Below are 23,683 nucleotides of genomic sequence, written 5' to 3'. Positions count from 1 at the left end.
CCGGTCGGCTGCGTCAGCGCGGCTCGGAGTCAGGCTGCGTCAGCGCGGCCTTCTGGTGTGCGAAGCTAGCTCCGTGCGCACGGAGCTGGACGTGACGCTGAGCGGCCCTGTGGGGGGATGGACGCTCGGCAAGCTCTGGTACGCCTGGAAGAGGTACTTGCCCTGCTCGCAGACCTGGAAGACGCAGACCGGAGACGACCTGTCGGTCAGCGGCGGGTGCCGAGAAGCACCTGGACCTTTGCCCGACTGGGGCTGGGGAGCGTACGAGCAGCGCTGGCTCCCCTGGAGCCAGGGCCGGGCGCAACCTACGACGAACTGGACGCGCTGAACGTTCGCGCTGTCGATGGCTTCGAGCAGGTCGAAGGTGCGGAGCTGCTGCCCGATGGTTGGGGCGTCAACGCGGCGCGCACCGCGCGCCGGCTTGCCGGCCGCCTTGGGGCGACGCCCGACACGGGGATGAAGCTCTCCCTCATCGTCAACGGCCAGGTCCGCAAGTCGGTAGCCGTCACCCGACGCGCGTCGGTCAACCTGGACCGGGCGCTGAAAGTACGCCGAGAGTCGATCGGCTCGGTGTCTGGCTCGATCGACTCGATGAGCGTGCGCACAAAGCCTTTCCTCGGTCTCTGGTCGCCCCGTGGAGAAGGCCGGATCAAAGTTGACCTGCCGCCGCAGCTCGTCGAAGCCGCGAAGCACGCACTCGGGCACAACGCTGCGGTCCGTGGTCGGATCAAGCGCAGCGCGGCAGGCCAGATCCTGGGGATGATGGCCACTAGCATCGAAATCCTGCCGGCGGTGGCGGATGCTCCCCCCTTACTAGGACTCGTCGGCGCAGACCCAGACCTGACCGGTGGGCTCAGTCCTCTCGCCTACCTGGAGGAAGTGCGTGAGCAGGCCCGGTGAGCCAGCTAGCGTTTACCTTGATTCCTGCGGCTAGATCTATGTCCTGACTCGATATCCGGGATACGAGCCGATCGAACGCCTCCTGGTGTTGTCCGACGCTGGCCAGTTGACGATCATGATCTCGCCGCTGAGCCTGGTGGAAGTGCGCGGCCAGGGAAGGGCGTCGTTCGACGCGGCCAAGGACAAGCAGGCACGCTCCCTCGTCGACAACCCCCGCTTCCTCATGATCGAGTTCGATCGCCAGGTCGCTGTGAAGGCGAGAGATATGGTACGGCGCTTCAAGCTGAAACCCGCCGATGCGATCCATCTCGCCTCCGCCGTCGTCGGGCAGGCGGACACCTTGATGACCTATGACAAGGGGTACCCGCAGGGCCAGAGCATCGACGGGGTCTGGGTCGACGAGCCGTACACTTACGGCGGACCGGATCTCTTCACAAATCGATGACGCACGGGCAGCCGGCCCATCGGACGCCGGAGCCAGTGGCTGTTGCGATGACCTACCTGCTGACGCGGGTGCGGTCGGCGGCGTACAGCTCGGTCGAGCCGTCGGCACGGTTGATCACGAGGATGGGTACGCCTTCCGAGAGGTCCAGGTCACGACGCTCGGTTGGGTTCGGCATGCGGGCAGAGGCAGTGTCGCCCTTGCGGAGCGTCACAGCGTCGGTGAACTCTGCCTCCCGGACGAAGGTGCCGCGTGGTCGCTGCACGCTGACCAGGCCTTCGGACCGCAGGATCGAGACAGCCTGCCGGACACTCGTACGGCTCAACCCATACTCCTGAGCCATCCGCAGCTCACTGGGCAACGACGCGCCGGGCTGCAGCTCGCCGGACAGTATCCGATTTCGTAGCAGGTCCGCGAGCTGGCGAAACACCGCCCGGTCGGCGCTGGGGTCGATCACAACGCCACGCTACGTAGTAGATGAGGCTACGTCTCATTGTATCTACGTACCGACATTGGTACCTTGACTGCCGAGCGAGCTTCAGCTCGACGCAAGGCACATGACGGTTGACCCACAAGGAGAAGTCGTGGAGCAGCGGAGCAGGCGGGGGCGGGTGGTGCCTCGGCAGGGCGTACTCGTGGAGCCCTGGCAGGTCAGGGCGATGCAGTTCGACACCCGGTGGCGTGGGCTGGACCCGGCGGCGGTGTACGCGTACCTGCGGCAGGTCGCCGACGAGCTGGACCGGCTGACTCGGCAGGCCGCCGTCGACCGGGCCGAGGTTGACCGATTCCGCGAAGGGCTGCGGCAGTGGCGGCAACGGCACGTCGGCTGCCGGTTCAACGACCCGCCCGCCGGCGTCTACCAGTCGGAGCACCAGCGCCAGACCGGCGGCAACGGAGGTCACTGGTGAGCGACGAACCGCGCTGGACCATCCACCTGCCGACCCGGCTCACCGACATCGAAGCCGCCGCCCGGTTCGCCGCCGCGCTGCGGGACTCGCTGGCCCACCTCGACGTCGTCGACTTCGCCGACACCACGCTGTCCGCCACCGACCGACCGTCGCTGCGTACCCGGGTATGGGGTGACGTCGACCCCGACCCGGCCGGCGGCCACCCGGTCAGCGACCGCACCGCGCCGGCCGATGACTGACCCCGTCCCCCGCCACGTTGAGATCGACCATCTGACCGCGCTGGTCGACCGGCACCCACCGCGCGCCGACGACTGCGCCTGCGGCGACCCGCTCACCGCCACCGGCCATTGCTGGCGGGCCGACGTCGCACTCACCCGACTGCACGACCTCGGCGTCCACATCGTCGCCGTCGCCGACCAACCGGAGAACGCCGGATGAGCATGCACGTCCCCACCCGCCCCAGCTGGACCTGCGCCGGCTGCGGCCACGCCTGGCCGTGCCTCGACAGCCGACAACAACTCAAGATCGAGTACGCCGACGCCCGCGTCTCCCTGTCGGTCTACCTCGCCACCAACCTGATCGAGGCGATGACCGACCTGCCGACCGGGCACGGCTGCGACCTCTACTGGCGATTTCTCGGCTGGCTGTGATGTCGATTCTGCGCCCCGGCGACGAACCGATGCACTACGACGACGGCTCCCACCGCTGGATCCCACCCGACCCCGACTACGACCAAGCGGCCTGGGACGACCGGGTACGCGAACACCAGAGTGAGCACCGCAGCCGCCCGGACCCACCCCCGCCCCGCTACCGTCTCACCCGGAGAACCGCCGCCGGGTGAGCCCGCCCGGCCGTACGCCAGCGGTAGGAAGGTGGTCGACGTGGCCCAGGCTGCGATCCTGCATCGGGTGGCCGCCGCACGCGCCCGGACCTCCACTGGAGCATGGCCGGCGGCAGCGGCCGCTGTCGGCACCCTGGCCGCGGTGCTGGTGCTGGCCCGCCAGGCCCGCCCCGTCGTCGAGGCCGCCGCCTGGTCGTGGCGCTTCGCCGAGCAGGCCCCGACCACCATCATCGGCCCGATCGGCACCGCCCGGCTGGCCGGCTGGGCGCTGCTGGTCGCGGCACTGGTCGCTGGCTGGCGGGTGGCCGCCGCGTTCGGGGCGGGTGTCGCCGTGGTCGCCGAGCTGGTGGTGTTGGTCACCGGGGTCCGCGACCACGCCGCGCCCGGCTGGCACCTGCTGCTCGCCGTGGTCGTCGCCGTACCGCTGTGCGGGTCGCTGCTACCGGCGACCGGTGGTGGCCGCGAGCAGCGACCGCTTCCGGGCCGGTTCTGGGCCGCTGCGGTCGCGATAGGGCTGTGTGCGGCGCTCAGCGCCGCCGGCACGCCACTGGTTGCCGAACGGTTCGGCGGCACCGTGGCGATCAGCAGCATTCCGGTGGCGCGCATCGGGTTCGGCGCTCTGGCGTTGATCGCGTTGTTCAGCCTCGTCGCGGTGTCTGCGCTGCCGGCAGCCGTACGCCACCGGGCGGTGGTGCTGCTCGCGACCGTGGCGGCCCTGCTGGCGACGACGCAGCTCGGCTATGACGAGGCGTTCATGTCAATGATCGGCCACCCGGTCCTGCGTGACCAGCCGGCCATGGCGTTGGCGCTGGCCGCCGTGGCAGCGACCGTGGTGCTGACGCTCGGCACGCTCGCGGTGCTCCTTCTTTCACGCCCCCGACTTCCACGGTAGTGTGGATGTCATGGTGGCGGTACATGAGGAAGTGCCGTTCAGCGAGTTCCTGCATCGGCCTGGTGCCGCCGCGGAACGGCTGAACGAGGTTCGTACGTTGCGGCTGCGTCGTCGCGACGCGGACGACCTGGCCCTTGTCCGCGCCGACCAGGTCGAACGAGAGGCCATCGTTGTCGACTTCACCGCCCGACTGCTGGCGGGCCTGGTCCGTTCCGGGTCGGTGGAGGCGGTTCGGCGGGTCCTTCAGGAGGCGCTGCCCTGGGTAACGTTCCTCCCGGAGTCAGACGTCGACGAACTGCTCTCGGAGCTGATCACCGTGGCCCAAGGCGCGGCCTCGCTGGAAAATCTGTCCCCAATCGCCACCCTGCTCGGGCAGTGGCGGCACACGGCGGAGATCTACAGCGACCCGGCCCTGCTGGAGATCATCAACCGAGAACCGGACGGCGACCTGGGTATGGTCGACCCGCCCGAAGAACGGCAATGAGCCCCAAGCGAGGCGACCGGGCAGCACCTCCAGCTGTCGGAACCGAGTACGAGTTGCGCTTCGCAACCTCTTCGGCTGCCGACGGTTGGGAGACGCTCGCACGGCAGGCTGCGACGAACCTCCGGCGCGCCTACGACACCATCCGGGCGCAACCGCGTGCCCGACCGCCGACCGAACGACATCACCGGCTGAAGGGCTCCCTGGCCACTGGAAGTTGGAAGGGACAGGTCTACGAGCGGTGGCAGTTCGAGGTCACCGGCGGCGGCCGGATCTGGTACCTCGTGGACGATGACCGACGTACCGCTTGGTTGACCTACGCCGGCACCGGGCATCCCCGAGAAACTGACTGACGCCGAACTCCTTCGCCATGCAGCTCCCGTTCCATGGCCCGCACCGTGTCCGGGTCGATCGCGGGAATACGCGACGCGGCGTCCTCGCCACGTTCACAGACGATCAGCTCGTCCGGAGTCAGCCGGTTGACCAGCGGCGGCGAGTGGGTCGCAATCAGGAACTGGGTGCGCTCGGATGCCTCCCGCAGCAACTCGACCAACCGGTCGAGGATGTGTGGATGCAGGCCGTGGTCGATCTCCTCGATGCAAGTGAGACGCGGCGGCGCCGGGTCGTAGAGCAGAGCGAGCAGAGCGAGAGCCCGGATCGAGCCGTACGACGCCTCCTGCAGGGTCGTCGCACCCGGTAGCCCACGCTCCACCAGGGTGAGTACAGTCCCCTCACCGGCACCACCGATCGGCCGGAACTGCAGTTCCTCCAGGCCCGGGATGAAGGCTCGCGCGTCGCGCTGCAGCGCGGCGAACTGGTCGCTGTGCTCATCGGCCAGGTAGGCGAGGAACGACGCCAGGTTGCTGGCGTCGTTGGCCAACTGCCGACTGCGCTGCTCCGTCGACGGCAGGCGGGCCGCAGCCACGTCGATGTCGAACACCCGGAAACTGGCGAACATGTCAGCGAGCGCTTCGACCTGCTCGCCGCCCTCCTCGGCACTGAGTTTGGGCAACGTCGACAAACCCAGCGAACCCTCGCGCAGACTGGCTCTCCGCTCCCCACCCTCGGGGCCGTGGAAGGTGACCTGGTTGCCGGAGACCGCGATACGCCGGCCCGGTCCGGCGGTCCGTTTGAAGGCGAATGTCTCGGACCGCCGCAGGTAGTAGCGGTCGGTCTGGCCGCGTAGCTTCCCCCGGGACACACCGAGCTGGTAGTTGTCGGTGGCTCTTAGATTGCTGTTCTTGGTGACAGCGGCTTCCACCTCGATGGTGATGCTGGGCCGCTGGTCGCCACCGCCCCGGAACAGTACCCGGTCGAAACCACCGCGTCGCTCCAGCGCGGGCCCGAGGTCCTCCCGGGTGGCGTCGCCGAGGAAGGCGATCACGTCGAGGAGGTTGGACTTACCGGCGCCGTTGGGCCCGACGAGTACGTTGAGTGCGGCGAGCCGCACCTCCACCGCCCGGAGGCTGCGAAAGTTGCTCACCTTGAGCCTGAGCAGGTACGGGGGATGTCGGACGGCCGCGGCAGCAGGCTACCCGCTTGGCGCAGCGCCGCCAGCCAGGCGCAGCAAGTTGCCCGCTTCGAATTGCCAAGGACGCAACCAGTCCCTTCCAGCGGTGTCCGATAACCGCCTCCGGCGGGCCGAACGAACACCCGGCAACTCGTACGGCTGGCCGTTGTCCATTGACGCGCACTCTGGTTGCATTGCCCGGGTTCTGGAGTGTGCACACTAGACGGGAGTCGCCGATGGTCGCGGCGCAGGAGACGACGCTGCAGAAGTTGCTCGAAGGCACCAAGCAGTACCGGGTGCCGTTGTACCAGCGGACGTACTCGTGGTCCGAGCAGCAGTGCAAGCGGCTCTGGGAGGACATCAAGAAGCTCGCCGACGACCGCCGCGCAGACCCGGCCGCCAGCCACTTCATCGGCTCGGTGGTGCTGGCGCCCAGCCCCGGGCTCGGCCCGGTCGGGGTGCAGGAGTTCCTGGTCGTCGACGGGCAGCAACGCCTCACCACGCTGTCGATCCTGCTCTGCGCCATCCGGGACCACCGGGCCGAGACCGAGGATCCGATGCACCGGGGGCGGATCGAGCAGCTGTACCTGGTCAACCAGTTCGAGTCCGATCCGCACCGGCTCAAACTCGTACCCACCCAGGCCGACCGGGACGCTTACCTCGCCTGTGTGGAGTCGACTCCCCAGGTCGGCGGCAGCGACCACGTCGGCTCGGCGTACCGGTTCTTCGCCAGCCGGCTGAGGGAGTACGACGACGTCGAGGACCCGTTCGACATCGCGCGGGTCGAGAACGCCGTCATCACCGGGTTGGCGCTGGTGGCGGTCACCGCGCAGGCCGGCGACAACGTCTACCGGATCTTCGAGTCGCTGAACAACACCGGCCTGCAGTTGACCCAGGCCGATCTGCTGCGCAACTACCTGTTCATGCGGCTGCCGACCCGGGGCGAGACCGTGTACAAGTCGCTGTGGTTCCCGCTGCAGGAGACCCTCAGCACCGACGACCAGGACCGTAAGAACCTCGAGCTGCTCTTCTGGCTCGACCTGGTGCAGCGCGACGGCCGCGCCAAGCAGACCGACATCTACGCCGCCCACCAGAAGCGGCTCAACGCGATACGCGGCGAAGCGGAAATCGAAGCGGAGGTACGCCGGTTCAGTCACCTCGGCGCGCTGCTGAAGATCATCCTGCACCCGGAGAGCGAACCCGACCCCGAGGTCCGGCGGCGGCTGACCCGGCTGCGTGCCTGGGGCGCGACCACTGTCTACCCGCTGCTGCTGCACCTGCTGGACCGTCGTGCGCAGGGCACCGCCACCGCCGGACAGGTCATCGCGGCCATGCGGTACGTGGAGAGCTTCTTCGTCCGCCGCCTGGTGATCGGTCGGGCCACCGCCAACGTCAACCGGATCCTGATGTCGATCGTCACCGAGATGGACCAGAAGCTCCCGGTCGACGAAGCGGTCCGGGCGTACCTGTCGACCGGCCGCAAGCACTACGCGACCGACGCACAGATCCGCTCGTCGACCAGGACGATCCCCTTTTATCTCAACGGACGCGCGCACCAGCGCAACCTGGTGCTGCAGTGGTTGGAGGAGGCGCACCGCAGCAAGGAGCCAGTGGCCGCCGACTCGCTCACCATCGAGCATGTGCTGCCGCAGACGCCGACCGCGCAGTGGCGGCAGATGCTCAACGACGACCTCGGGCCCGACGAGAACTTCACCGACGTGCACGAGTCGCTGGTGCACACCATCGGCAACCTGACCCTGACCGGATACAACTCCGAGCTGGGCAACAAACCGTTCGACGCGAAGAAAGCCGCGTTGGCGAAGAGCCCGATCGTGCTCAACCGCGACATCGCCCAACAGGAGCGGTGGGGGCGGCCAGAGATCCAGGCCCGCAGCGAGGCGCTGGCCGAGCAGATCATTTCGCTCTGGCCCGGCCCGGTCGAGGCCCCCCGCGACAACGACTCCGATGTGCCGTGGGACGTGATGAACCGGGCGCTGGCCGAGCTGCCCGCCGGCTCGTGGACCACATACGGCGACGTCGCCGCGCTGATCGGCAGCCACCCGGTGCCGGTCGGGGCACGGCTGGCGAACCATCCGGTGCCAAACGCACACCGGGTGCTGCAGACCGGGGGTACCGTCTCGCCAGGCTTCCGCTGGCCCGATCCGGCCCGTACCGACGACCCGCTCGACCTGTTGCGGGCCGAGGGGGTCGAGTTCGACGGCAGTGGGCGTGCCGTTCCGGAGCAACGGATCCCGCTGGACGAGCTGGCCCAGCTCGCCGGGCTCAGCACCGATGATCTGCCGCGCCCCCGGTCGCCGCGATCCAGCGCGGCGCACGCCGAACGCTTCAGCACCCAGCTGGCCCAGCTGCAGGATCCACCGGTGGCCGCCGCCGTGCAGGCCGTCCTCGACCGCTGGACCGCGCTCGGTGGCAGCCTGCTCTACGGCACCGGCGACGAGACGTCGTGCTTCCTCATCGCCCGCGGCAAGGACCACCGGCTCGGCAACATCTGGCCGGCAACGATCTACCCGAGTGGCAAGTTCGAGATCGTCTTCCAGCACTTCAAGAACCGGGTGCCGTTCGACGACATGGCGCTGCGTGAGGAGTTCCGGCAGCGGCTCAACAAGATCCCCGGGGTGAGCATCGCGGCGGCCAGGATCGGGCTCCGGCCGGGTCTGCGGCTGTCGGTACTCGCCGACCCGGCGGCCCGTGAGCTGCTGATCGAGCAGCTTGGCTGGTTCTACCAGCAGGCGCAACCGCCGGCCGAGGACGACGCCGACGAGGGTGAACAGTTGAGCTGACCGCCAGGCTGTGGAGGCGCTGCGCGCCGAGTTGGCCGCCGCTGGTGCCACCACCCACCTGCAGTTGTGCGCCGACGCGGCGCGGCTGCTCGCCGATGGCGACACCGGCGCCGCCGAGGACGCGTCTCTGCGGTTCGACCACGTGGTGGTTGACGAGGCGCAGGATCTGCACCCGGCGCAGTGGCGGGTGCTGCGGGCAGCGGTGCCGGCCGGTCCGGACGACACCTCCCTCACCGGCGATCCGCATCAGCGGGTCTACGACGCGAAAGTGTCGCTGGCCGCGCTCGGGATCCGTACCGCCGGGCGCAGCTTCCGGCTGCGGATCAACTACCGCAGTACGGCGGAGATCCTCACCTGGTCGACCGGGCTGCTCGACGGGGACGGCCGCGACGACCCGACCGGCTACCGGTCGCTGCTGCGGGGTCGGCGGCCGACGCTGGCCGGGTTCCGGACGAGCCGGCCGAGGCGGCGGCGCTGGTGCAGCGGGCCCGCGAGTGGCTCGACCAGGGCGTGCGGCCGGCAGAGGTCGCCGTCTGCACCCGGTTCAAGGCCAGGCTGGACCCGGTGCAGGCGGCGTTGGCCGAGGCCGGCATCCCGACGGTGCTGGTCAAGGACCAGCCGTCAGCGGACATCGGCGGGGTACGGCTGGCCACCATGCGTACTGTTCGTCGCCTGCACCCGCGCCCGCGAAGCGCTGCATGTGTCGTGGACAGGCCAACCGAGTCAATTCCTCCCGCGATAGCTTGTGTCTCTTGTTCCAGGGTTCGCGCGGCCGCCTTGGCAGGCCGGCTTCTCCGGCAACCGCCACGTCAGACCGCCAACAGCCCCCCGTTTCGCACCTCGTCCTTGATCGCGATCAGGTTGGCCGCCACGTACGGAATGTGGTGCGCGCGGTGCCAGTCCGTCGGGAAGTAGGTAACCAACCTGGACACCTGGAAACGGCAGGTAATCTCCGGTACGTACTTGGCGTACTGCTGGTCCGTGAAATACCAGAACGAGTTCTCGTTGTAGAAGGCAACATGCGTCGGGTCCTGGAACGCGCCCCTGCCGTCGCTGCTCGGCGTCAACGACAACAGCATCCCGCCAGGCGCCAACAAGCGGTACAGCTCGTTGAACAACGCGATCTTGTCCGGGATGTGCTCCAGAAAGTCACTCGCCCGGATCACTCCAACGCTGCTGTCCGGCAGATCCAGGCCCTTGGTGATGTCACATACCATGTCAACCTCAGGTCCGGCATGAACATCGACACCTTGGTAACCTTCGACCTTGTTGTGTGCCGCACCCAGGTCGAGCGCAAGCAGACCCTGCCGCTTGGCCCACGCCAACGCGTTCAGCTGCACATTCCGGTCATAGACCTCCACAGTACGCTGCTGAATCTTGGCGTTCATCTCCGGCACACGCTGCGTATTTCCTGCATGCATCCGTTGCAGGTAGAGACACTCTGGGATGTGATGAAAATCCGCTAGCTGATACATGCGACACATGAGGTCGGCATCGTCGGCGACGTCAAGTACCTCGTCGTACCCGCCGGACTTTTCGTAGATGTCCCGGCGAAACGCACGTACATGATTCGGCGCGTACCAGATGTAGCTCACGTTGTGCGGCGTCGGCGGCAGTGCCATACAGGCCAACACTTCGCGGCCATCAACCCTGACGTCCCGATATCGCCAACCATGATCAGCCGAAAAACGACTGTCGTCGCGACTACCGTCCTCAGCAATCTGGGCGGTGTCGCTGTAGACCAGGCCGGCCTCCGGATTCTCGTCGAAGGCATCAACCACCTTTTCGAGGCAGTCGCTAGCAAGAAGATCGTCGTGGTCCAACTCGACGAGTATGTCGCCCGACGCCTCCGCACAGGCCCGCTTCTTGACCGCACCAACGCCCGACACCTCATCCTGCACCACCAGGCGAATTCGCTGATCCGGCACCTCGGGCCGCCAGCGGTTCCCTTGATTCAGAACGATGACCCACTCCCAATCATCGAACGTCTGCGCTTGGAGCGACTGATGGCACTCATCCAAGAACTTGGTGCGATTACTGCCTGTGAAAACTGTAACAGCTGGCTTCCTCATCTCACCACTCACTCACTGGCTCAGAACATCTTCGACGTCGCCTCGATGTTCTTCGGGAACGCTTTCCAACAGCGCTCTATCGAGCCGCGCCGCCTTCTCGAACGCCGTACGGGCTTCGGCCTCATCACCCTCGCTCATCAGCAAGAGACCCAGCCGCAGGTACGCGGTCGAAGCCTCATCATCAAGGTCGACGATCTGGCGATACAGACCGATCGCCGCCTCCTTGTCACGGCTTTCGAGTGCGATGGCCTTGTTGAACAGAGCAGGCTTATAGGAGGGATCAGCCTCTAATGCCTGATCATAGCGTTCGATGGCCTGCGCGATCTGGTCCCGCGACTGCGCGATGTAGCCGAGGTTGTACCAGGCCAACACGTTATTCTCATCGACAGCCAGTACCTGCTCAAAGGTTTCTTTAGCCTTCTCAATATCTCCCGACTGGCCCTCCTCGACACCCTTCCGAACCAAGGCGACGAGGTCTTCGCTCACAGCTCCGGCATTCTTGGTTTCCGGACCCTGCGCTTCTCCGTCGGTGGTGCATGCCGGAACCCCGGCCAGTAGCACTGCACCACACGCCAGCGATCCAAACATCGTTCGCATTTTCATTTCTCGTCACTCCTAATAATTGATGTCCAACACCGAGCGCTCTCGTTCGTCGACCTTCAGATCACGCAATGTCCGCACAGACGACATAGACTGTGCCGCCAGTTCCGCCAAACTCGGCTTGCCAACCAGTCGGCTCACCGGCGATGGGGATTGGCCGCGATGTGTCGGGGCTTCCCTGGGATTGGTAACCACCACCGGTAGCAACGTCCCCCGCATCGCACTGCACCTCAAGCAGCCCGGACCCCCCTGCGGAAGCCGAGTTGACGTAGAGATCCGGGAAGCCTGCACCTTGCGCGCCTTGTGGCCCCTGGGGACCTTGCACGCCCTGGAAACCTTGAGCACCCTGCGCACCTTGAGCACCCTGCGCACCCTGCGCACCCTGGAAGCCCTGCGCCCCTTGAGCACCCTGCGCACCTTGAGCACCCTGCGCACCCTGCGCACCCTGGAAGCCCTGCGCCCCTTGAGCACCTTGCGCCCCTTGGACGCCTTGAGCGCCCTGCGCCCCTTGGGCACCGTCAGCACCCTGGAACCCCTGCGCACCCTGCGCACCCTGCACGCCCTGGAAGCCCTGCGCTCCCTGCACGCCTTGAGCACCCTGAGCTCCCTGCGCACCCTGAGCTCCCTGAGCTCCTTGGGCTCCTTGAGCTCCTTGAGCTCCCTGCACGCCCTGGAAGCCCTGCGCACCCTGAGCTCCTTGAGCTCCTTGAGCTCCTTGAGCTCCCTGCACGCCCTGGAAGCCCTGCGCACCCTGCACGCCTTGAGCACCCTGCGCACCCTGCGCTCCCTGCGCACCTTGAGCACCCTGCGCACCCTGCGCACCCTGCACGCCTTGAGCGCCCTGCGCACCCTGAGCTCCTTGAGCTCCCTGCACGCCCTGGAAGCCCTGCGCACCCTGAGCTCCTTGAGCACCCTGCGCACCCTGCGCACCCTGCGCACCCTGCACGCCTTGAGCGCCCTGCGCACCCTGCGCACCTTGAGCACCCTGCGCACCTTGAGCACCCTGCGCACCCTGCGCACCCTGCACGCCTTGAGCGCCCTGAGCTCCTTGAGCTCCCTGCGCACCTTGAGCGCCCTGCACGCCTTGAGCGCCCTGCGCCCCTTGAGCGCCCTGCGCACCCTGGAAGCCCTGTGCCCCTTGAACGCCCTGCGCACCCTGCGCACCCTGCGCGCCCTGCACACCCTGAGCACCCTGGAAGCCCTGCGCACCCTGCGCGCCCTGCACGCCTTGAGCGCCCTGCGCACCCTGCGCACCTTGAGCACCCTGCGCACCTTGAGCACCCTGCGCACCTTGAGCACCCTGCACGCCTTGAGCACCCTGCGCACCCTGGAAGCCCTGCGCACCCTGGAAGCCCTGCGCACCCTGGAAGCCCTGCGCACCTTGAGCACCCTGAGCGCCCTGCGCACCCTGCGCACCTTGAGCACCCTGCGCTCCCTGCGCGCCCTGCGCACCCTGCGCACCCTGCACGCCCTGGAAGCCCTGCGCTCCCTGCACGCCTTGCGCACCCTGCGCACCCTGAGCGCCCTGCGCACCCTGCACGCCTTGAGCGCCCTGCGCCCCTTGAGCGCCCTGCACGCCCTGGAAGCCCTGCGCTCCCTGCACGCCTTGCGCACCCTGCGCACCCTGCGCACCTTGAGCGCCCTGCACGCCTTGAGCGCCCTGCGCCCCTTGAACGCCCTGCGCACCCTGCGCACCCTGCGCGCCCTGCACACCCTGAGCACCCTGGAAGCCCTGCACACCCTGCGCACCCTGGAAGCCCTGCGCACCCTGCGCACCCTGCACGCCTTGAGCGCCCTGCGCACCCTGCGCACCTTGAGCACCCTGCGCACCTTGAGCACCCTGCGCACCCTGCGCACCCTGCACGCCCTGGAAGCCCTGCGCACCCTGGAAGCCCTGCGCACCCTGGAAGCCCTGCGCACCCTGGAAGCCCTGCGCACCTTGAGCACCCTGCACGCCTTGAGCACCCTGCGCACCCTGGAAGCCCTGCGCACCCTGCGCACCCTGAGCGCCCTGCGCACCCTGCACGCCTTGAGCGCCCTGCGCCCCTTGAGCGCCCTGCACGCCCTGGAAGCCCTGCGCTCCCTGCACGCCTTGAGCACCCTGAGCGCCCTGCGCACCCTGCGCACCTTGGAAGCCCTGCGCTCCCTGCGCGCCCTGCGCACCCTGCGCACCCTGCGCACCTTGGAAGCCCTGCGCTCCCTGCGCGCCCTGCGCACCTTGGAAGCCCTGCGCTCCCTGCGCGCCCTGCGCACCCTGCGCACCTTGGAAGCCCTGCGCTCCCTGCGCGCCCTGCGCACCCTGCGCACCTTGGAAGCCCTGCGCTCCCTGCGCGCCCTGCGCACCCTGAGCTCCCTGCACGCCTTGAGCGCCCTGCGCACCTTGAGCGCCCTGCGCCCCTTGAGCACCCTGCGCACCCTGCGCACCTTGAGCACCCTGCACGCCCTGGAAGCCCTGTGCTCCCTGCACGCCTTGAGCACCCTGCGCACCCTGGAAGCCCTGTGCCCCTTGAACGCCCTGCGCACCCTGCGCACCCTGAGCGCCCTGTGCCCCTTGCGCACCCTGAGCGCCCTGCGGTCCTTGAGGGCCACGGCTCGGCTTGTGTCGACGCCATTCGTCTTCTGAGCGCTGCCAACCCTGCGGCCCAAGGCCCGGCTGCCAGCGTTCGCGATCGCCAATCGCCGGGTCGTCGCGCAGCGGCGCTGCGGGATACCAGACGGCACGGTGCCCATGCGGCCCAGGTGTGACGAGCGATGACTCCGCGCTGGGACGCACATCCTCCAACTGCCGGACCTCTGCCGCAGCGGCCGGCTGCACCACCGGCGTCAAGCTACCGGTCGTCGCGGCAAGCAGCAGGAGATAGCCCACCTTGGCCGGGGTTTGGGCTTGTTTAAGTCGTCGACGTAGGCGTCGCTCACTGGTCACAGCTACTCCCGCAGCGTCCCGAAAGGCCAGTAGAAGTTCCTCGACGGGCGTTGGGGGGACCCGCACTGCTCAAGACCATAAGCGCGCAGAAGCCTATATGTACCTATTATCCAAAAATATCTGTTATGAGGCTTCCTCGCCTCGACGCAACGCTCGGCAACCGGTCAAGGGCTCCCAGAGCGATACACCGCGCCGAAGAAGTCAGCGGTCCACGGCGTGCCGGAGCACCCGTGCCTGCTGCTGGGCACGGACGCTGAGCTCCGCCGCTTTGAACGCGTGGGCCTGGGTCATGGCGTTCTCGGTCCGGTGCAGGCAGTCGAGGATCAGCTGGCCGAAGTACGGATAGCCGACCTGACCGGCGGCGACCAGATGGTGCTCGCCCGTGCCGTCGACGAGGAAGACGTGCCCGGGGCTGGCGTCGGTCGCCACGTTGATGTACTTGCGCAGTTCGATGTAGCCGTCGGTGCCGAGGATGAAGGTGCGCCCGTCACCCCAGGTACGCAGCCCGTCGGGCGTGAACCAGTCCACCCGGCAGTAGCCGGTCGCGGTGCTGTTCAGCACCAGGCTCAGCTCGCCGAAGTCGTCGAGCTCCGGGTACTGGGGGTGGTTGAAGTTGCCGACGGTGGAGTGGCTGATCTCGGCGTCGGTCGAGCCGGTGAAGTACAGCATCTGTTCGACGTTGTGGCTGCCGATGTCGCAGAGAATGCCGCCGTACTTCTCCTTGACGAAGAACCAGTCCGGGCGGCCGGCGGCGGACAGGCGGTGCGGCCCCAGGCCCATGACCTGCACCACCCGACCGATGGCACCCCGCTGGACGAGCTGACCCGCCAGCACCGCCGCCTCGACGTGGATCCGCTCCGAGTAGTAGACCGCGTACTTGCGTCCGGTGCGCGCGGTCGCTTCGCGCGCCTCGGCCAGCTGTTCCAGGGTGGTGAGCGGGGCCTTGTCGGTGAAGTAGTCCTTGCCGGCCGCGATGACCCGCAGGCCGAGAGCGCACCGTTGCGAGGTGACGGCGGCACCAGCCACCAGGTGGACCGCGTCGTCGTCAAGGATCTCCGCCTCGTCACGCGCCACCCGCGCCTGCGGGAACCGCTGACGGTACGCGTCGACCTTGGCCGGGTCGGGGTCGTACACCCATTTGAGGGTGGCGCCGGCACCGAGCAGACCGGAACTCATGCCGTAGATGTGCCCGTGGTTGAGGCCGACCGCGGCGAAGACGAACTCCCCCGGTGCCACCACCGGGGCCGGTACGGGATCCGGAGCGTACGTCGCCCCACTGACCTTCGCCACGTGTTCGTCTCCTCAGTTGTCGTGGTCGGCCGTGCCGCCGACGGTGATGGCACCGGGCAGGTTCCGCACCGCAGCGGTCTTCTCGAAGAACCGCGGCGCGCGCCGTACCAGGGTGCCGCGCTGATAGTAGGGATCGTCCGGGGACAGCGGGAGGGCCACCGGGCGGCGTTCGATCCCCGATTCGTAGATCGCGGTGACCAGCTCGACCGCGTTGCGTCCGTCGGTGCCGCTCACCGCAGGTGCCACCCCGTCGCGGACCGCACGCAGGACGTCGCCGATCTGGCCGGTGTGCCCGACATGTGCCAACGGGCGGCGCGCCTGCGCAAGAGCATTGAGGTCGGCGAGCAGGTCCGGGTTGCCACCCGGGGTGGGGAACCCGTTCGGTGCACTGGTCTCGGCCGCTGCCCGCCATGGCTGGGAAACCCGAGCGTACGCGCCCTGAATGACGATCTCCTGTTCTTCGCCGTGGTGCACCACCGAGCTGGTGAGCTGGGCCAGCGCCCGGTCGTACTGCAGGATCGCGACGGACAGGTCCTCGACCTCGGCGTTGTCGTGCTGCGAGTTGACCAGCATCGCGGTGACCGCCGAGGGCCGACCGAGCATCCACATGGTCAGGTCGATGTGGTGGATGGCGTGGTTGAGGGTGCAGCCGCCGCCCTCGGACGCCCAGGTCCCCCGCCACCACAGGTCGTAGTACGGCCGCCCCCGCCACCACGACGAGTTGACCTGCACGTGTGACACAGGCCCGATGAGACCAGAGTCCAGCACCGCCTTCAAGGTGGCCATGTCGTCGCGGAACCGGTTCTGTGCGACGACCGACAGCAGCTTGCCCGATTCGGTGGCGGCGCGGAGCATCGCGTCGCACTCCTGCAACGACGGAGCCATCGGCTTCTCCACCAGGACGTTGACGCCCGCGCGCAGGGCCGCGATCGTGATGTCGGCGTGCGTCGACGGCGGTGTCGCGATGCTGACCAGGTCCAACTCCTCGGCGGCGAGCAGGGCCCCGGCATCGTCGTAGACGCGGGCGCTGGTGAGATTGAAGGTCGTCCTGCACTCCCGCGCCTTCGCCAGGGTCACGTCGCAGACGGCGGTGATCCGGCAGTCCTCCCCGAACTCCTGGTAACCGGCGATATGCGTACCGGCGATGCCGCCGGCACCGATGATTCCCACCTTGAGCATGCCGTCCTCCATCGCATACGGGTGGTGGGGCGTCCGTCCGGTCGGACCCCCCACCACCGTGGCGCACGTCAGGCGACGGCGCAGGGGGTGCCGTTGAGGGTGAACGAGCTGGGCCTACCACTGTCGCCGGAGTGGGTGGCCTGGAAGCCGATGCTCTGTGAGCCGTTCGGCGGGATGGTGGCGTTGTAGGACATGTTGCGGGCGGTGACCGCGCCGCTGGTCGGCGAGTACGTCGCGTTCCAGCCGGAGATGATGGTCTGCCCGGCCGGCAGGGTGAACGCCAGGCTCCAGCCGTTGATCGCGCTGCTGCCGGTGTTGGCGATGGTCACCGAGGCGACCAGCCCGTTGTTCCACGCGTTCACCCCGTAGGTGACCCGGCAGGCCCCGGACGGCGGCGGCGTGGTCGGCGGTGCGGTGGTGGGCGGGGCCGTCGTCGGCGGCGCCGTGGTGGGCGGAGCCGTCGTCGGCGGCGCCGTGGTGGGCGGAGCCGTCGTCGGCGGCGCCGTGGTGGGCGGAGCCGTCGTCGGCGGAGCGGTGCCGTCGAGGCCGAAGAAGCGGATCACCTGGGCGGCGTCGACCGGCAGGTTGTGCCCGGTGCCCTGCATGCTGATCGCCTCGACCGGGGCCATCCCGCCTGAGCTGCCGTACCGGGTGCGGGTGTAGTTGCCCTGCGGGCTGTCGGTGTAGGTCGGGGTCTGGCTCAGCCCGTGCACGTTGGTCCACTGCTTGATCTGCTCGGCGAAGTTGGGGTAGCGCAGCGTGTCGTCGTTGGTGCCGTGCCAAATCTGCATCCGGGGCCACGGGCCCGAGTAGCCGGGCAGGCTGTTGCGGACCGCGTCGCCCCACTGCTGGGGGGTACGGACGATCTGCCCGCCCGAGCACTGGCTGTTCCACTCGGAACCGCCGGTGGTGGCGAAGCAGGTGAACGGCACCCCGGCGAAGGACGCGCCGGCGGCGAAGACGTCCGGGTAGACGCCGAGCATCACGTTGGTCATCATCGCGCCGGACGAGACGCCGGTGGCGAAGATCCGGTTCGGGTCGGTGTTGTAGCGCTGCTCCACGTAGCTGATCATCGACCGGATGCCGACCGGGTCGCTGCCGCCGCCCCGGGTCAACGCCTGCGGCGAGTAGACGTCGAAGCACTGGCTGCTGCGGGTGACCGACGGGTAGATGACGATGTAGCCGTACCGGTCCGCCAGGGCGGCGTACTGGGTGCCGGAGTAGAACGCCGGGCCGGTGCCGGTGCAGTAGTGCATCGCGACCAGGATCGCCGGACGGGGCGCGACCCGGTCCGGCACGTACAGGTACATGCGCAGGTTGCTGGGGTTGGTGCCGAAGTTGGTGACCTCGGTCAGGGTGGCTGCCGAGGCAGGTGCCGCGAAGGTCAGTGCGGCCGCCGCGGCGGTGACGGTTGCTGCGGCGGCGGCCAGCATCTTGGCCATGAGTCTCATGTGGTTCCTCCGGAACGCACGCAGAATTGGGGTCTGACGCGGGGCTGCCCAGGCTCCCGCTTTACTCCGGCTCGAAACAGTTACTAGTATCGATAGAAACGGTTCAAGATTCAAGGTCGGCGTCGAACCAACATCGAGACATGCACATAGAAACGCTTCGACACTCCGTAGCATGAGCCGGGCGATGCCCCAGATCAAGCGGAAGGTTGGCGAATCGGTCGTGGACCACGCCCCCACCCACCCGGACCACCCACCGGCGACCGGTAGGCCGCCGGAAGGTCAGCGACGCGGACGCCGCCGTGGCGACCTTTCCGTCGCGACGATCGCCGAGCTCGCCGGCGTCTCGAAACCCACCGTCTCGAAGGTGCTCAACGGACGGTCCGGAGTGGCGCTGGAGACCCGCCGTCGAATCGAGGCACTGGTTCGCGAGCACGGCTACCAGCGGCCCGGCTCGGCCTCCCCGACCGCCGGCATCGAGGTCGTCTTCTATCAACTCGAGAGCCACCTGGCGATCGAGATCCTGCGTGGGGTGGAACTGGTCGCCCGGACCGCCGAGCTCGCCGTCGGATTCACCGAGGTGCAGGGCCGCACCGAACCGGGCCGGTCCTGGGCCGAGCAGTTGCTGGCCCGCCGACCGGTCGGGGTGATCGCCGTATACTCCGCGTTCACGCCGGAGCAGCACGCCCAACTGGCCGCCAGCGCCATCCCCCTGGTCGCCCTGGACCCGGTCGGCGAACCGGCCCACCCGACCCCGTCGGTCGGCGCCACCAACTGGAACGGCGGCATCACCGCGACCCGCCATCTGCTCGACCTCGGGCACCGCCGGATCGCCGTGATCAGCGGCCCGCTCGACATGCTCGGCGCCCGCGCGCGGCTGGAGGGCTGCCGGGCGGCGATGGCGGCGGTTGGCGTACGGCTCGATGACGACCTGGTCCGCAGCGGCCGGTTCTTCTTCGAGGACGGTGAGACACACGGGCGTGACCTGCTCGACCGGCCCGATCGGCCGACGGCGGTGCTCTGCGGCAACGACCTACAGGCCCTCGGCGTCTACAGTGCAGCCTGGCGGCTCGGCCTGCGCATACCGGACGACCTGAGTGTGGTCGGCTTCGACGACATCGACAACGCCCGCTGGTGCTGCCCGCCGCTGACCACCGTGCGCCAGCCGCTGACCGAGATGGCGTCGACCGCCGCCGGGATGGTACTCGCGCTGGCCAACGGTGGCGTGTTGCCGCAACACCGGGTGGAGATCGGCACCACTCTCGTCGTCCGGGGCAGCACCGCACCCACGCCGGCGACCAGGTGATTCAGCCGACAGTCGAACATCTTCTTTACCAATAGAAGCAGATCAATTACGCTCGGTGTGGTACGCGACCCGATCGGGGTGGTTGTGAACACACCACACGTACCTGCCTTCGCTACGCACCAGCCGACCAGGGCCGTCGAGTTGCACGACGACGGTGACCTTACCCAGGTCCTGACCTGGAACGTCGAGACAGACCGACGTCGAATTCGCACCGCCGCACCGAACGGGGTGTCCGCCTGCGACATCGAGCCCGACGGCCGGCACTTCTGGTGGTTCGACGCGGACCGGACCGACGTCGGTGTCTGGCGCCGCCAGCCGGTCGACCCCGGTCAGACGGAGACTGGTCGACTCGCAGCCGGTCGGGACACGGCCGGCCCGCCGCCGCTGGCATTGACCGGGTTACCGCCCGGCCGGCAGCACGGCATCGCCTTCGACGCCACCGGCCGCCGCGCCGCAGTCTGCGTCGGCACCGGCCGGCAGACCCGCTGCTATGTGGGAGAACCGGGCGGACCGGGTCACCTGGTGGCGGTCAGCGCCGGCTACACCGCCCTGGTCGACCTGGCCGGCGACGGAAACACCATCGCGCTCGCCGCCCGGGCCGACGCCGCGACGGCGGTCAGCGTCGTGCGGCTCACCGACGGACGGACCGACACCGTCGCCGGCAGCGACCAGCAGCGGATCTGGGCCCTGGAGTTCCGCCCCGGCGACCGACCCGATCCGGAACTGCTGATCGTCGTCGAGACGCCGGACCGGTACCAGATCGGCATCTGGCGGCGCGACCGCGGCATCGAACTGTCCAGCGGCCTGTCATACGAGTCGGAGATCACCGCCCACTGGTACGGCGACGACGGACGGATCCTCGTCCAGCACGACCGGGCCGGGCGCAGCCGGCTGCTACTGGCCGACCCCGGAACCGGCGAGCAGATCACCGTCGCCACCCCATCCGGCACCATCCTCGACCTGGCCGTCGCCCCCGACGGCGCGATCCACTACATCTGGACCAGCGACTCGGTGCCACCCCGCCGGTTGGTCACCCACCCCGGTACGGCCACCGCGCAGCCGGCCCGCCGGCCCCGACCCACCAACCACCCCGCCACCCCCGCCGGACGCACCGAACTGTGGACCGACCAGCCGTACGGGCGGATCCACAGTTTCCTGGCCACCCCAACCGGCACCGGACCATGGCCGACCCTGTTCCTGGTGCACGGCGGGCCGTACCTGCACGACCGGGACGCCTACGACCCGAGGGTGGAGCTGCTGGTACGCGCCGGCTACGCGGTGGCGCGTACCAACTACCGGGGATCAACCGGATACGGGCCACGGTGGCAGCGGGACTTCAACCACCGGGTCGGTCTGGCGCAGTTGGAGGACCTGGCCGCCGTACGCCGCAAGCTGCTCGACCTCGGCGTGGCCGAGCCGGGCCGGACCGGGCTGTGCGGCTACTCGTGGGGCGGCTACCTGGTGCTGCTCGCGATGGGCGTCGCGCCGGCCGACTGGGCGGTCGGTCTCGCCGTCTGCCCGATCGCCGACTACCCAGCGGCGCACCGGGGCGCCACCGCCGCGCTGCGTGAGGTCGACGACGAACTGTTCGGCGGCGGGCCCGACGACGTACCGCAGCGGTACCGCGCCGCAGACCCGACGACCTACCTGGACCGGGTCCACGGGCCGCTGTTCATCGCCGCCGCCACCGATGACGACCGCTGCCCGCCGGACCAGATCCGCCGCTACGTCGCCGCGTTGCGGCACCGGCGCGTACCGCACCGACTGCACTGGATGCCCGGCGGCCACCACGGCGACGCGGCCGGCCAGACCCGGACCTTCGACGAACTGCTCCGGTACGCCGACGCGGTGTTGCGACCGGACCGAAGCCGGACGACCGCAGTGGACGGTCGCCCGTACCTGACAGCCAGCCAGGGAGGGAGGTGAATGGTATGAAGCGACGCAGCGTACGTCACGACCCGATCACCACCAGCGAGCGGGAGCGTGGGGCGGTCATCGTCAAGATGCTCCTCGACATGGACCGGGCAGTCCCGGCCAGGCGGCACGACGTGACCGAGTCGGCGGCCGACAAGGCACCCGCCGGCGAGTGACAGGTCGGTGCTGAGCGCACGGTCGACGGCGTCGTTCCGGAGTGAGAGCGCCTGCCGCTCCGGAACGACGCCCACCACCGTCGGAGAGGGGCCGGAAGTGAAAGTCGTCCTGCTGCACATGCCGTGGGGGTCGATCGACGTGCCGTCACTGGCGTTGGGCATTCTGCGCGCGGCGGCCGGTCGCGCCGGTCACGACGTGCAGGTCCGCTACGCGAACATCGACTTCGTCGACTGGGTGACCGGGGCCACCGACTTCACGCTCGCCGACTACCGCTACTTTTCTGAGTCCTCCTACTTCCTCGGCGCCGGGGACTGGGTCTTCTCCGGACTGCTGGACGACGAGGAGCGCCCGTTCGACCCGTACGCCCGGCTGCTCACCGAAGGCGGCTCGACCGACACCGAGATCGCACTGACCCGGGCGATGCACCGGCTGGTGCCCGGCTTCATCCGCGAACTCGCCGCCGAACTGGCCGACGCCGCGCCGGACGTCGTCGGATTCACCACCACGTTCCAGCAGAACGCCGCCAGCCTCGCCGTCGCCCGTCTGGTCAAGCAGGCACGGCCCGGCACCCGGATCGTGTTCGGCGGGGCCAACTGCGACGGTCCGCAGGGAGCGGCGCTGCACCGCAACTTCCGCTACGTCGACTACGTGGTACGCGGCGAAGGCGAAGTCGCCTTCCCGCAGCTGCTCGCCGCCCTCAACTCGGCCGACGGGTCCGGCCGGATCGGCTCATCGGGGCTCGCCGACATCTCCGGGCTGTGCTGGCGCGACGCCGACGGCCTCGCCCGGGCCAACCCGATGTCGTCGCGACCACTGCCGCCCGGCGACATCGTCGCGCCCGACTACACCGGCTACCTGGACCGGCTGGACACGTCGGCGGCAGCCGACTGGGTAGCGCCCCGGCTGGTCGTCGAAGGCTCCCGCGGCTGCTGGTGGGGCGAGAAACACCACTGCACGTTCTGCGGGCTCAACGGGTCGTTCATGCAGTTCCGCAGCAAGAGTCCGGCCCGCTTTCTCGACGAGGTCCTCAACCTCGCCCGGAGCCATCAGCTGCTCGACTTCATCGTGGTCGACAACATCCTCGACATGGCCTACTTCGACTCGGTGCTGCAACGCCTGGCCGAATCGGAGTACGACGTCCGCCTGCACTTCGAGGTCAAGGCCAACCTGCGCCGACGACACTTCCAGCAGCTCAACGACTCCGGTGCGGTGCAGGTCCAGCCGGGCGTGGAGAATCTCAGCAGCCACGTGCTGCGGCTGATGGACAAGGGCGTGACCGGCTGCCAGAACGTGCGGGCGCTGCGCGACGCGCAGAGTGCCGGTGTGACGGCCAGCTGGAACTACCTGTACGGATTCCCCGGCGAGACGGCGCGGGACTACACCAGCATCGTCGACCAGCTGCCGGCACTGCACCACCTGGAGCCGCCGATGGGGGCCGCCCGGATCGCCATCGAACGGTTCAGCCCCTACTTCGACCGCCCGGAGCTGGGATTCGCCGACCTTCGGCCGGCACCGCAGTACGCCGAGATCTACCGGCTGCCCGAGGCGGAACTCGCCGACCTGGCGTACATCTTCACGTCGGTGCCGCACGGCATCGACCAAACCCAGGCCGCCGAGCTCGACGCGGCCCTCGCCACCTGGCAGGCGCAGTACCCCGTCAGCCGACTCACCTGTCAGGAACTGCCGGACCGGATCGTGCTGGTGAGCCAACGCGCGGCCTACGACTGGACCGTGCTGGAGCTGGCCACGCCACCGGAGATCGCCCTGTTCCGGCTGCTCGATCAGCCGCGTACCGCCGCCACCCTCGCCGCGAAGGTGCCCGGCGGATCGGCGGTCGTCGAACCGCTGCTGGACCGCTGGTCGGCGCTGGGCATCCTGTTTTACGACGACGGCTACCAGGTGCATCTCGCGGTCGAGTCCGACAACCAGATGCTGGCCCGGACAGACCACCGCCGGAGGGCCGCCGCAGGCACCGCCGGGAACGCAGCCGGCGGCAGCG

The 23,683-nt window shown here is 68.7% G+C and carries 22 protein-coding genes and 1 pseudogene; 16 read left to right on the top strand and 7 right to left on the bottom strand.

The features are described 5' to 3' along the window. Positions 1-117: 117 nt before the first annotated feature. On the top strand, positions 118-900 hold the full coding sequence (locus O7621_RS13430) for a hypothetical protein (protein ID WP_282234261.1): 783 nt from the start codon (positions 118-120) through the stop codon (positions 898-900). 34 nt (positions 901-934) lie between these two features. Beyond that, complete coding sequence (locus O7621_RS13425) at positions 935-1,345, top strand: PIN domain-containing protein (RefSeq protein WP_348775317.1); 411 nt, start codon at positions 935-937, stop codon at positions 1,343-1,345. Positions 1,346-1,397: 52 nt separating this feature from the next. Here the strand turns inward: O7621_RS13425 and O7621_RS13420 are convergent, their stop codons facing one another. Further along, positions 1,398-1,799, bottom strand: coding sequence for a winged helix-turn-helix domain-containing protein (locus O7621_RS13420; protein WP_282234260.1), 402 nt, complete (start codon positions 1,797-1,799; stop codon positions 1,398-1,400). A 127-nt stretch (positions 1,800-1,926) separates the two neighbouring features. Between O7621_RS13420 and O7621_RS13415 the strand changes: the two genes are divergently transcribed. The 7 genes from O7621_RS13415 to O7621_RS13385 are packed head-to-tail and all read left to right on the top strand — an operon-like array spanning position 1,927 to position 4,467. Then, entirely contained in the window at positions 1,927-2,250 is a 324-nt protein-coding gene (locus O7621_RS13415) for a DivIVA domain-containing protein (protein WP_282234259.1), read from the top strand. Beyond that, complete coding sequence (locus O7621_RS13410) at positions 2,247-2,489, top strand: hypothetical protein (protein WP_282234258.1); 243 nt, start codon at positions 2,247-2,249, stop codon at positions 2,487-2,489. The genes O7621_RS13415 and O7621_RS13410 overlap by 4 nt, the downstream gene beginning before the upstream one ends. Next, positions 2,482-2,688, top strand: coding sequence for a hypothetical protein (locus tag O7621_RS13405; RefSeq protein ID WP_282234257.1), 207 nt, complete (start codon positions 2,482-2,484; stop codon positions 2,686-2,688). Before O7621_RS13410 ends, O7621_RS13405 begins: the two co-directional genes overlap by 8 nt. Then, a complete protein-coding gene (locus tag O7621_RS13400) occupies positions 2,685-2,900 on the top strand; it encodes a flavin reductase (protein ID WP_282234256.1) in 216 nt (71 codons plus the stop codon). Before O7621_RS13405 ends, O7621_RS13400 begins: the two co-directional genes overlap by 4 nt. Then, complete coding sequence (locus O7621_RS13395; protein WP_282234255.1) at positions 2,900-3,091, top strand: hypothetical protein; 192 nt, start codon at positions 2,900-2,902, stop codon at positions 3,089-3,091. Before O7621_RS13400 ends, O7621_RS13395 begins: the two co-directional genes overlap by 1 nt. Positions 3,092-3,131: 40 nt before the next feature. After that, the gene (locus O7621_RS13390; RefSeq protein WP_282234254.1) at positions 3,132-3,983 is read left to right on the top strand and encodes a hypothetical protein; all 852 of its coding nucleotides are present in this window, start codon (positions 3,132-3,134) and stop codon (positions 3,981-3,983) included. A 10-nt stretch (positions 3,984-3,993) separates the two neighbouring features. Next, positions 3,994-4,467, top strand: coding sequence for a hypothetical protein (locus O7621_RS13385; RefSeq protein ID WP_282234253.1), 474 nt, complete (start codon positions 3,994-3,996; stop codon positions 4,465-4,467). A 313-nt stretch (positions 4,468-4,780) separates the two neighbouring features. Here the strand turns inward: O7621_RS13385 and O7621_RS13380 are convergent, their stop codons facing one another. Beyond that, positions 4,781-5,962 carry an AAA family ATPase gene (locus O7621_RS13380; RefSeq protein ID WP_282234582.1) on the bottom strand — a complete coding sequence of 394 codons (1,182 nt, stop codon included), beginning with the start codon at positions 5,960-5,962 and terminating at the stop codon, positions 4,781-4,783. 248 nt (positions 5,963-6,210) lie between these two features. On the opposite strand from O7621_RS13380, the gene O7621_RS13375 reads away from it, so the two are divergent. Both O7621_RS13375 and O7621_RS13370 read left to right on the top strand, forming a co-directional pair. Further along, the gene (locus tag O7621_RS13375; protein ID WP_282234252.1) at positions 6,211-8,775 is read left to right on the top strand and encodes a DUF262 domain-containing protein; all 2,565 of its coding nucleotides are present in this window, start codon (positions 6,211-6,213) and stop codon (positions 8,773-8,775) included. Between the two features lie 10 nt (positions 8,776-8,785). Then, a complete protein-coding gene (locus O7621_RS13370) occupies positions 8,786-9,517 on the top strand; it encodes a UvrD-helicase domain-containing protein (RefSeq protein ID WP_282234251.1) in 732 nt (243 codons plus the stop codon). Between the two features lie 67 nt (positions 9,518-9,584). Here the strand turns inward: O7621_RS13370 and O7621_RS13365 are convergent, their stop codons facing one another. Both O7621_RS13365 and O7621_RS13360 read right to left on the bottom strand, forming a co-directional pair. Next, a complete protein-coding gene (locus O7621_RS13365) occupies positions 9,585-10,847 on the bottom strand; it encodes a glycosyltransferase (protein ID WP_282234250.1) in 1,263 nt (420 codons plus the stop codon). A gap of 12 nt (positions 10,848-10,859) precedes the next feature. After that, positions 10,860-11,450 carry a tetratricopeptide repeat protein gene (locus tag O7621_RS13360; protein ID WP_282234249.1) on the bottom strand — a complete coding sequence of 197 codons (591 nt, stop codon included), beginning with the start codon at positions 11,448-11,450 and terminating at the stop codon, positions 10,860-10,862. A gap of 298 nt (positions 11,451-11,748) precedes the next feature. Between O7621_RS13360 and O7621_RS13355 the strand changes: the two genes are divergently transcribed. After that, entirely contained in the window at positions 11,749-14,070 is a 2,322-nt protein-coding gene (locus O7621_RS13355; protein ID WP_282234248.1) for a DUF4573 domain-containing protein, read from the top strand. Between the two features lie 501 nt (positions 14,071-14,571). On the opposite strand, the gene O7621_RS13350 is transcribed toward O7621_RS13355, so the two are convergent. From O7621_RS13350 to O7621_RS13340, 3 genes are all read right to left on the bottom strand, one after another. Then, positions 14,572-15,660 carry a Gfo/Idh/MocA family oxidoreductase gene (locus O7621_RS13350; protein WP_282234247.1) on the bottom strand — a complete coding sequence of 363 codons (1,089 nt, stop codon included), beginning with the start codon at positions 15,658-15,660 and terminating at the stop codon, positions 14,572-14,574. 12 nt (positions 15,661-15,672) lie between these two features. Further along, a complete protein-coding gene (locus O7621_RS13345) occupies positions 15,673-16,839 on the bottom strand; it encodes a Gfo/Idh/MocA family oxidoreductase (protein WP_282234246.1) in 1,167 nt (388 codons plus the stop codon). Positions 16,840-16,907: 68 nt separating this feature from the next. Beyond that, positions 16,908-18,290: a PHB depolymerase family esterase gene (locus O7621_RS13340; protein ID WP_282234245.1), complete on the bottom strand. Its 1,383-nt coding sequence runs from the start codon at positions 18,288-18,290 to the stop codon at positions 16,908-16,910. A gap of 172 nt (positions 18,291-18,462) precedes the next feature. Here O7621_RS13340 and O7621_RS13335 point away from each other — a divergent pair, with 172 nt between their 5' ends. The 4 genes and pseudogenes from O7621_RS13335 to O7621_RS13320 all read left to right on the top strand — a co-directional run. Continuing rightward, positions 18,463-19,593: a LacI family DNA-binding transcriptional regulator gene (locus O7621_RS13335; protein ID WP_282234244.1), complete on the top strand. Its 1,131-nt coding sequence runs from the start codon at positions 18,463-18,465 to the stop codon at positions 19,591-19,593. Between the two features lie 78 nt (positions 19,594-19,671). After that, complete coding sequence (locus tag O7621_RS13330; protein WP_348775316.1) at positions 19,672-21,519, top strand: prolyl oligopeptidase family serine peptidase; 1,848 nt, start codon at positions 19,672-19,674, stop codon at positions 21,517-21,519. Positions 21,520-21,524: 5 nt separating this feature from the next. Then, positions 21,525-21,683, top strand: a complete 159-nt coding sequence (locus O7621_RS13325; RefSeq protein WP_282234242.1) for a hypothetical protein — start codon at positions 21,525-21,527, stop codon at positions 21,681-21,683. 97 nt (positions 21,684-21,780) lie between these two features. After that, positions 21,781-23,640 (top strand): annotated as a pseudogene (locus O7621_RS13320) (RiPP maturation radical SAM C-methyltransferase); the annotation flags it as partial. Positions 23,641-23,683 lie beyond the last annotated feature (43 nt).

The organism is Solwaraspora sp. WMMD937 (assembly GCF_029581175.1).
Lineage (GTDB): Bacteria > Actinomycetota > Actinomycetes > Mycobacteriales > Micromonosporaceae > Micromonospora_E.
Note: the sequence above shows the minus strand (reverse complement) of the source record. Positions and strands in the feature narration are given on the sequence as shown.

Bases quoted from the DNA above. Each gene is read 5' to 3' on its own strand.
- O7621_RS13375 (WP_282234252.1), top strand. From the start codon at position 6,211: ATGGTCGCGGCGCAGGAGACGACGCTGCAGAAGTTGCTCGAAGGCACC.
- O7621_RS13325 (WP_282234242.1), top strand. From the start codon at position 21,525: ATGAAGCGACGCAGCGTACGTCACGACCCGATCACCACCAGCGAGCGG.
- O7621_RS13405 (WP_282234257.1), top strand. From the start codon at position 2,482: ATGACTGACCCCGTCCCCCGCCACGTTGAGATCGACCATCTGACCGCG.
- O7621_RS13345 (WP_282234246.1), bottom strand. From the start codon at position 16,839: ATGCTCAAGGTGGGAATCATCGGTGCCGGCGGCATCGCCGGTACGCAT.
- O7621_RS13430 (WP_282234261.1), top strand. From the start codon at position 118: ATGGACGCTCGGCAAGCTCTGGTACGCCTGGAAGAGGTACTTGCCCTG.
- O7621_RS13365 (WP_282234250.1), bottom strand. From the start codon at position 10,847: ATGAGGAAGCCAGCTGTTACAGTTTTCACAGGCAGTAATCGCACCAAG.
- O7621_RS13395 (WP_282234255.1), top strand. From the start codon at position 2,900: ATGTCGATTCTGCGCCCCGGCGACGAACCGATGCACTACGACGACGGC.
- O7621_RS13360 (WP_282234249.1), bottom strand. From the start codon at position 11,450: ATGAAAATGCGAACGATGTTTGGATCGCTGGCGTGTGGTGCAGTGCTA.
- O7621_RS13400 (WP_282234256.1), top strand. From the start codon at position 2,685: ATGAGCATGCACGTCCCCACCCGCCCCAGCTGGACCTGCGCCGGCTGC.
- O7621_RS13335 (WP_282234244.1), top strand. From the start codon at position 18,463: ATGAGCCGGGCGATGCCCCAGATCAAGCGGAAGGTTGGCGAATCGGTC.
- O7621_RS13385 (WP_282234253.1), top strand. From the start codon at position 3,994: ATGGTGGCGGTACATGAGGAAGTGCCGTTCAGCGAGTTCCTGCATCGG.
- O7621_RS13340 (WP_282234245.1), bottom strand. From the start codon at position 18,290: ATGAGACTCATGGCCAAGATGCTGGCCGCCGCCGCAGCAACCGTCACC.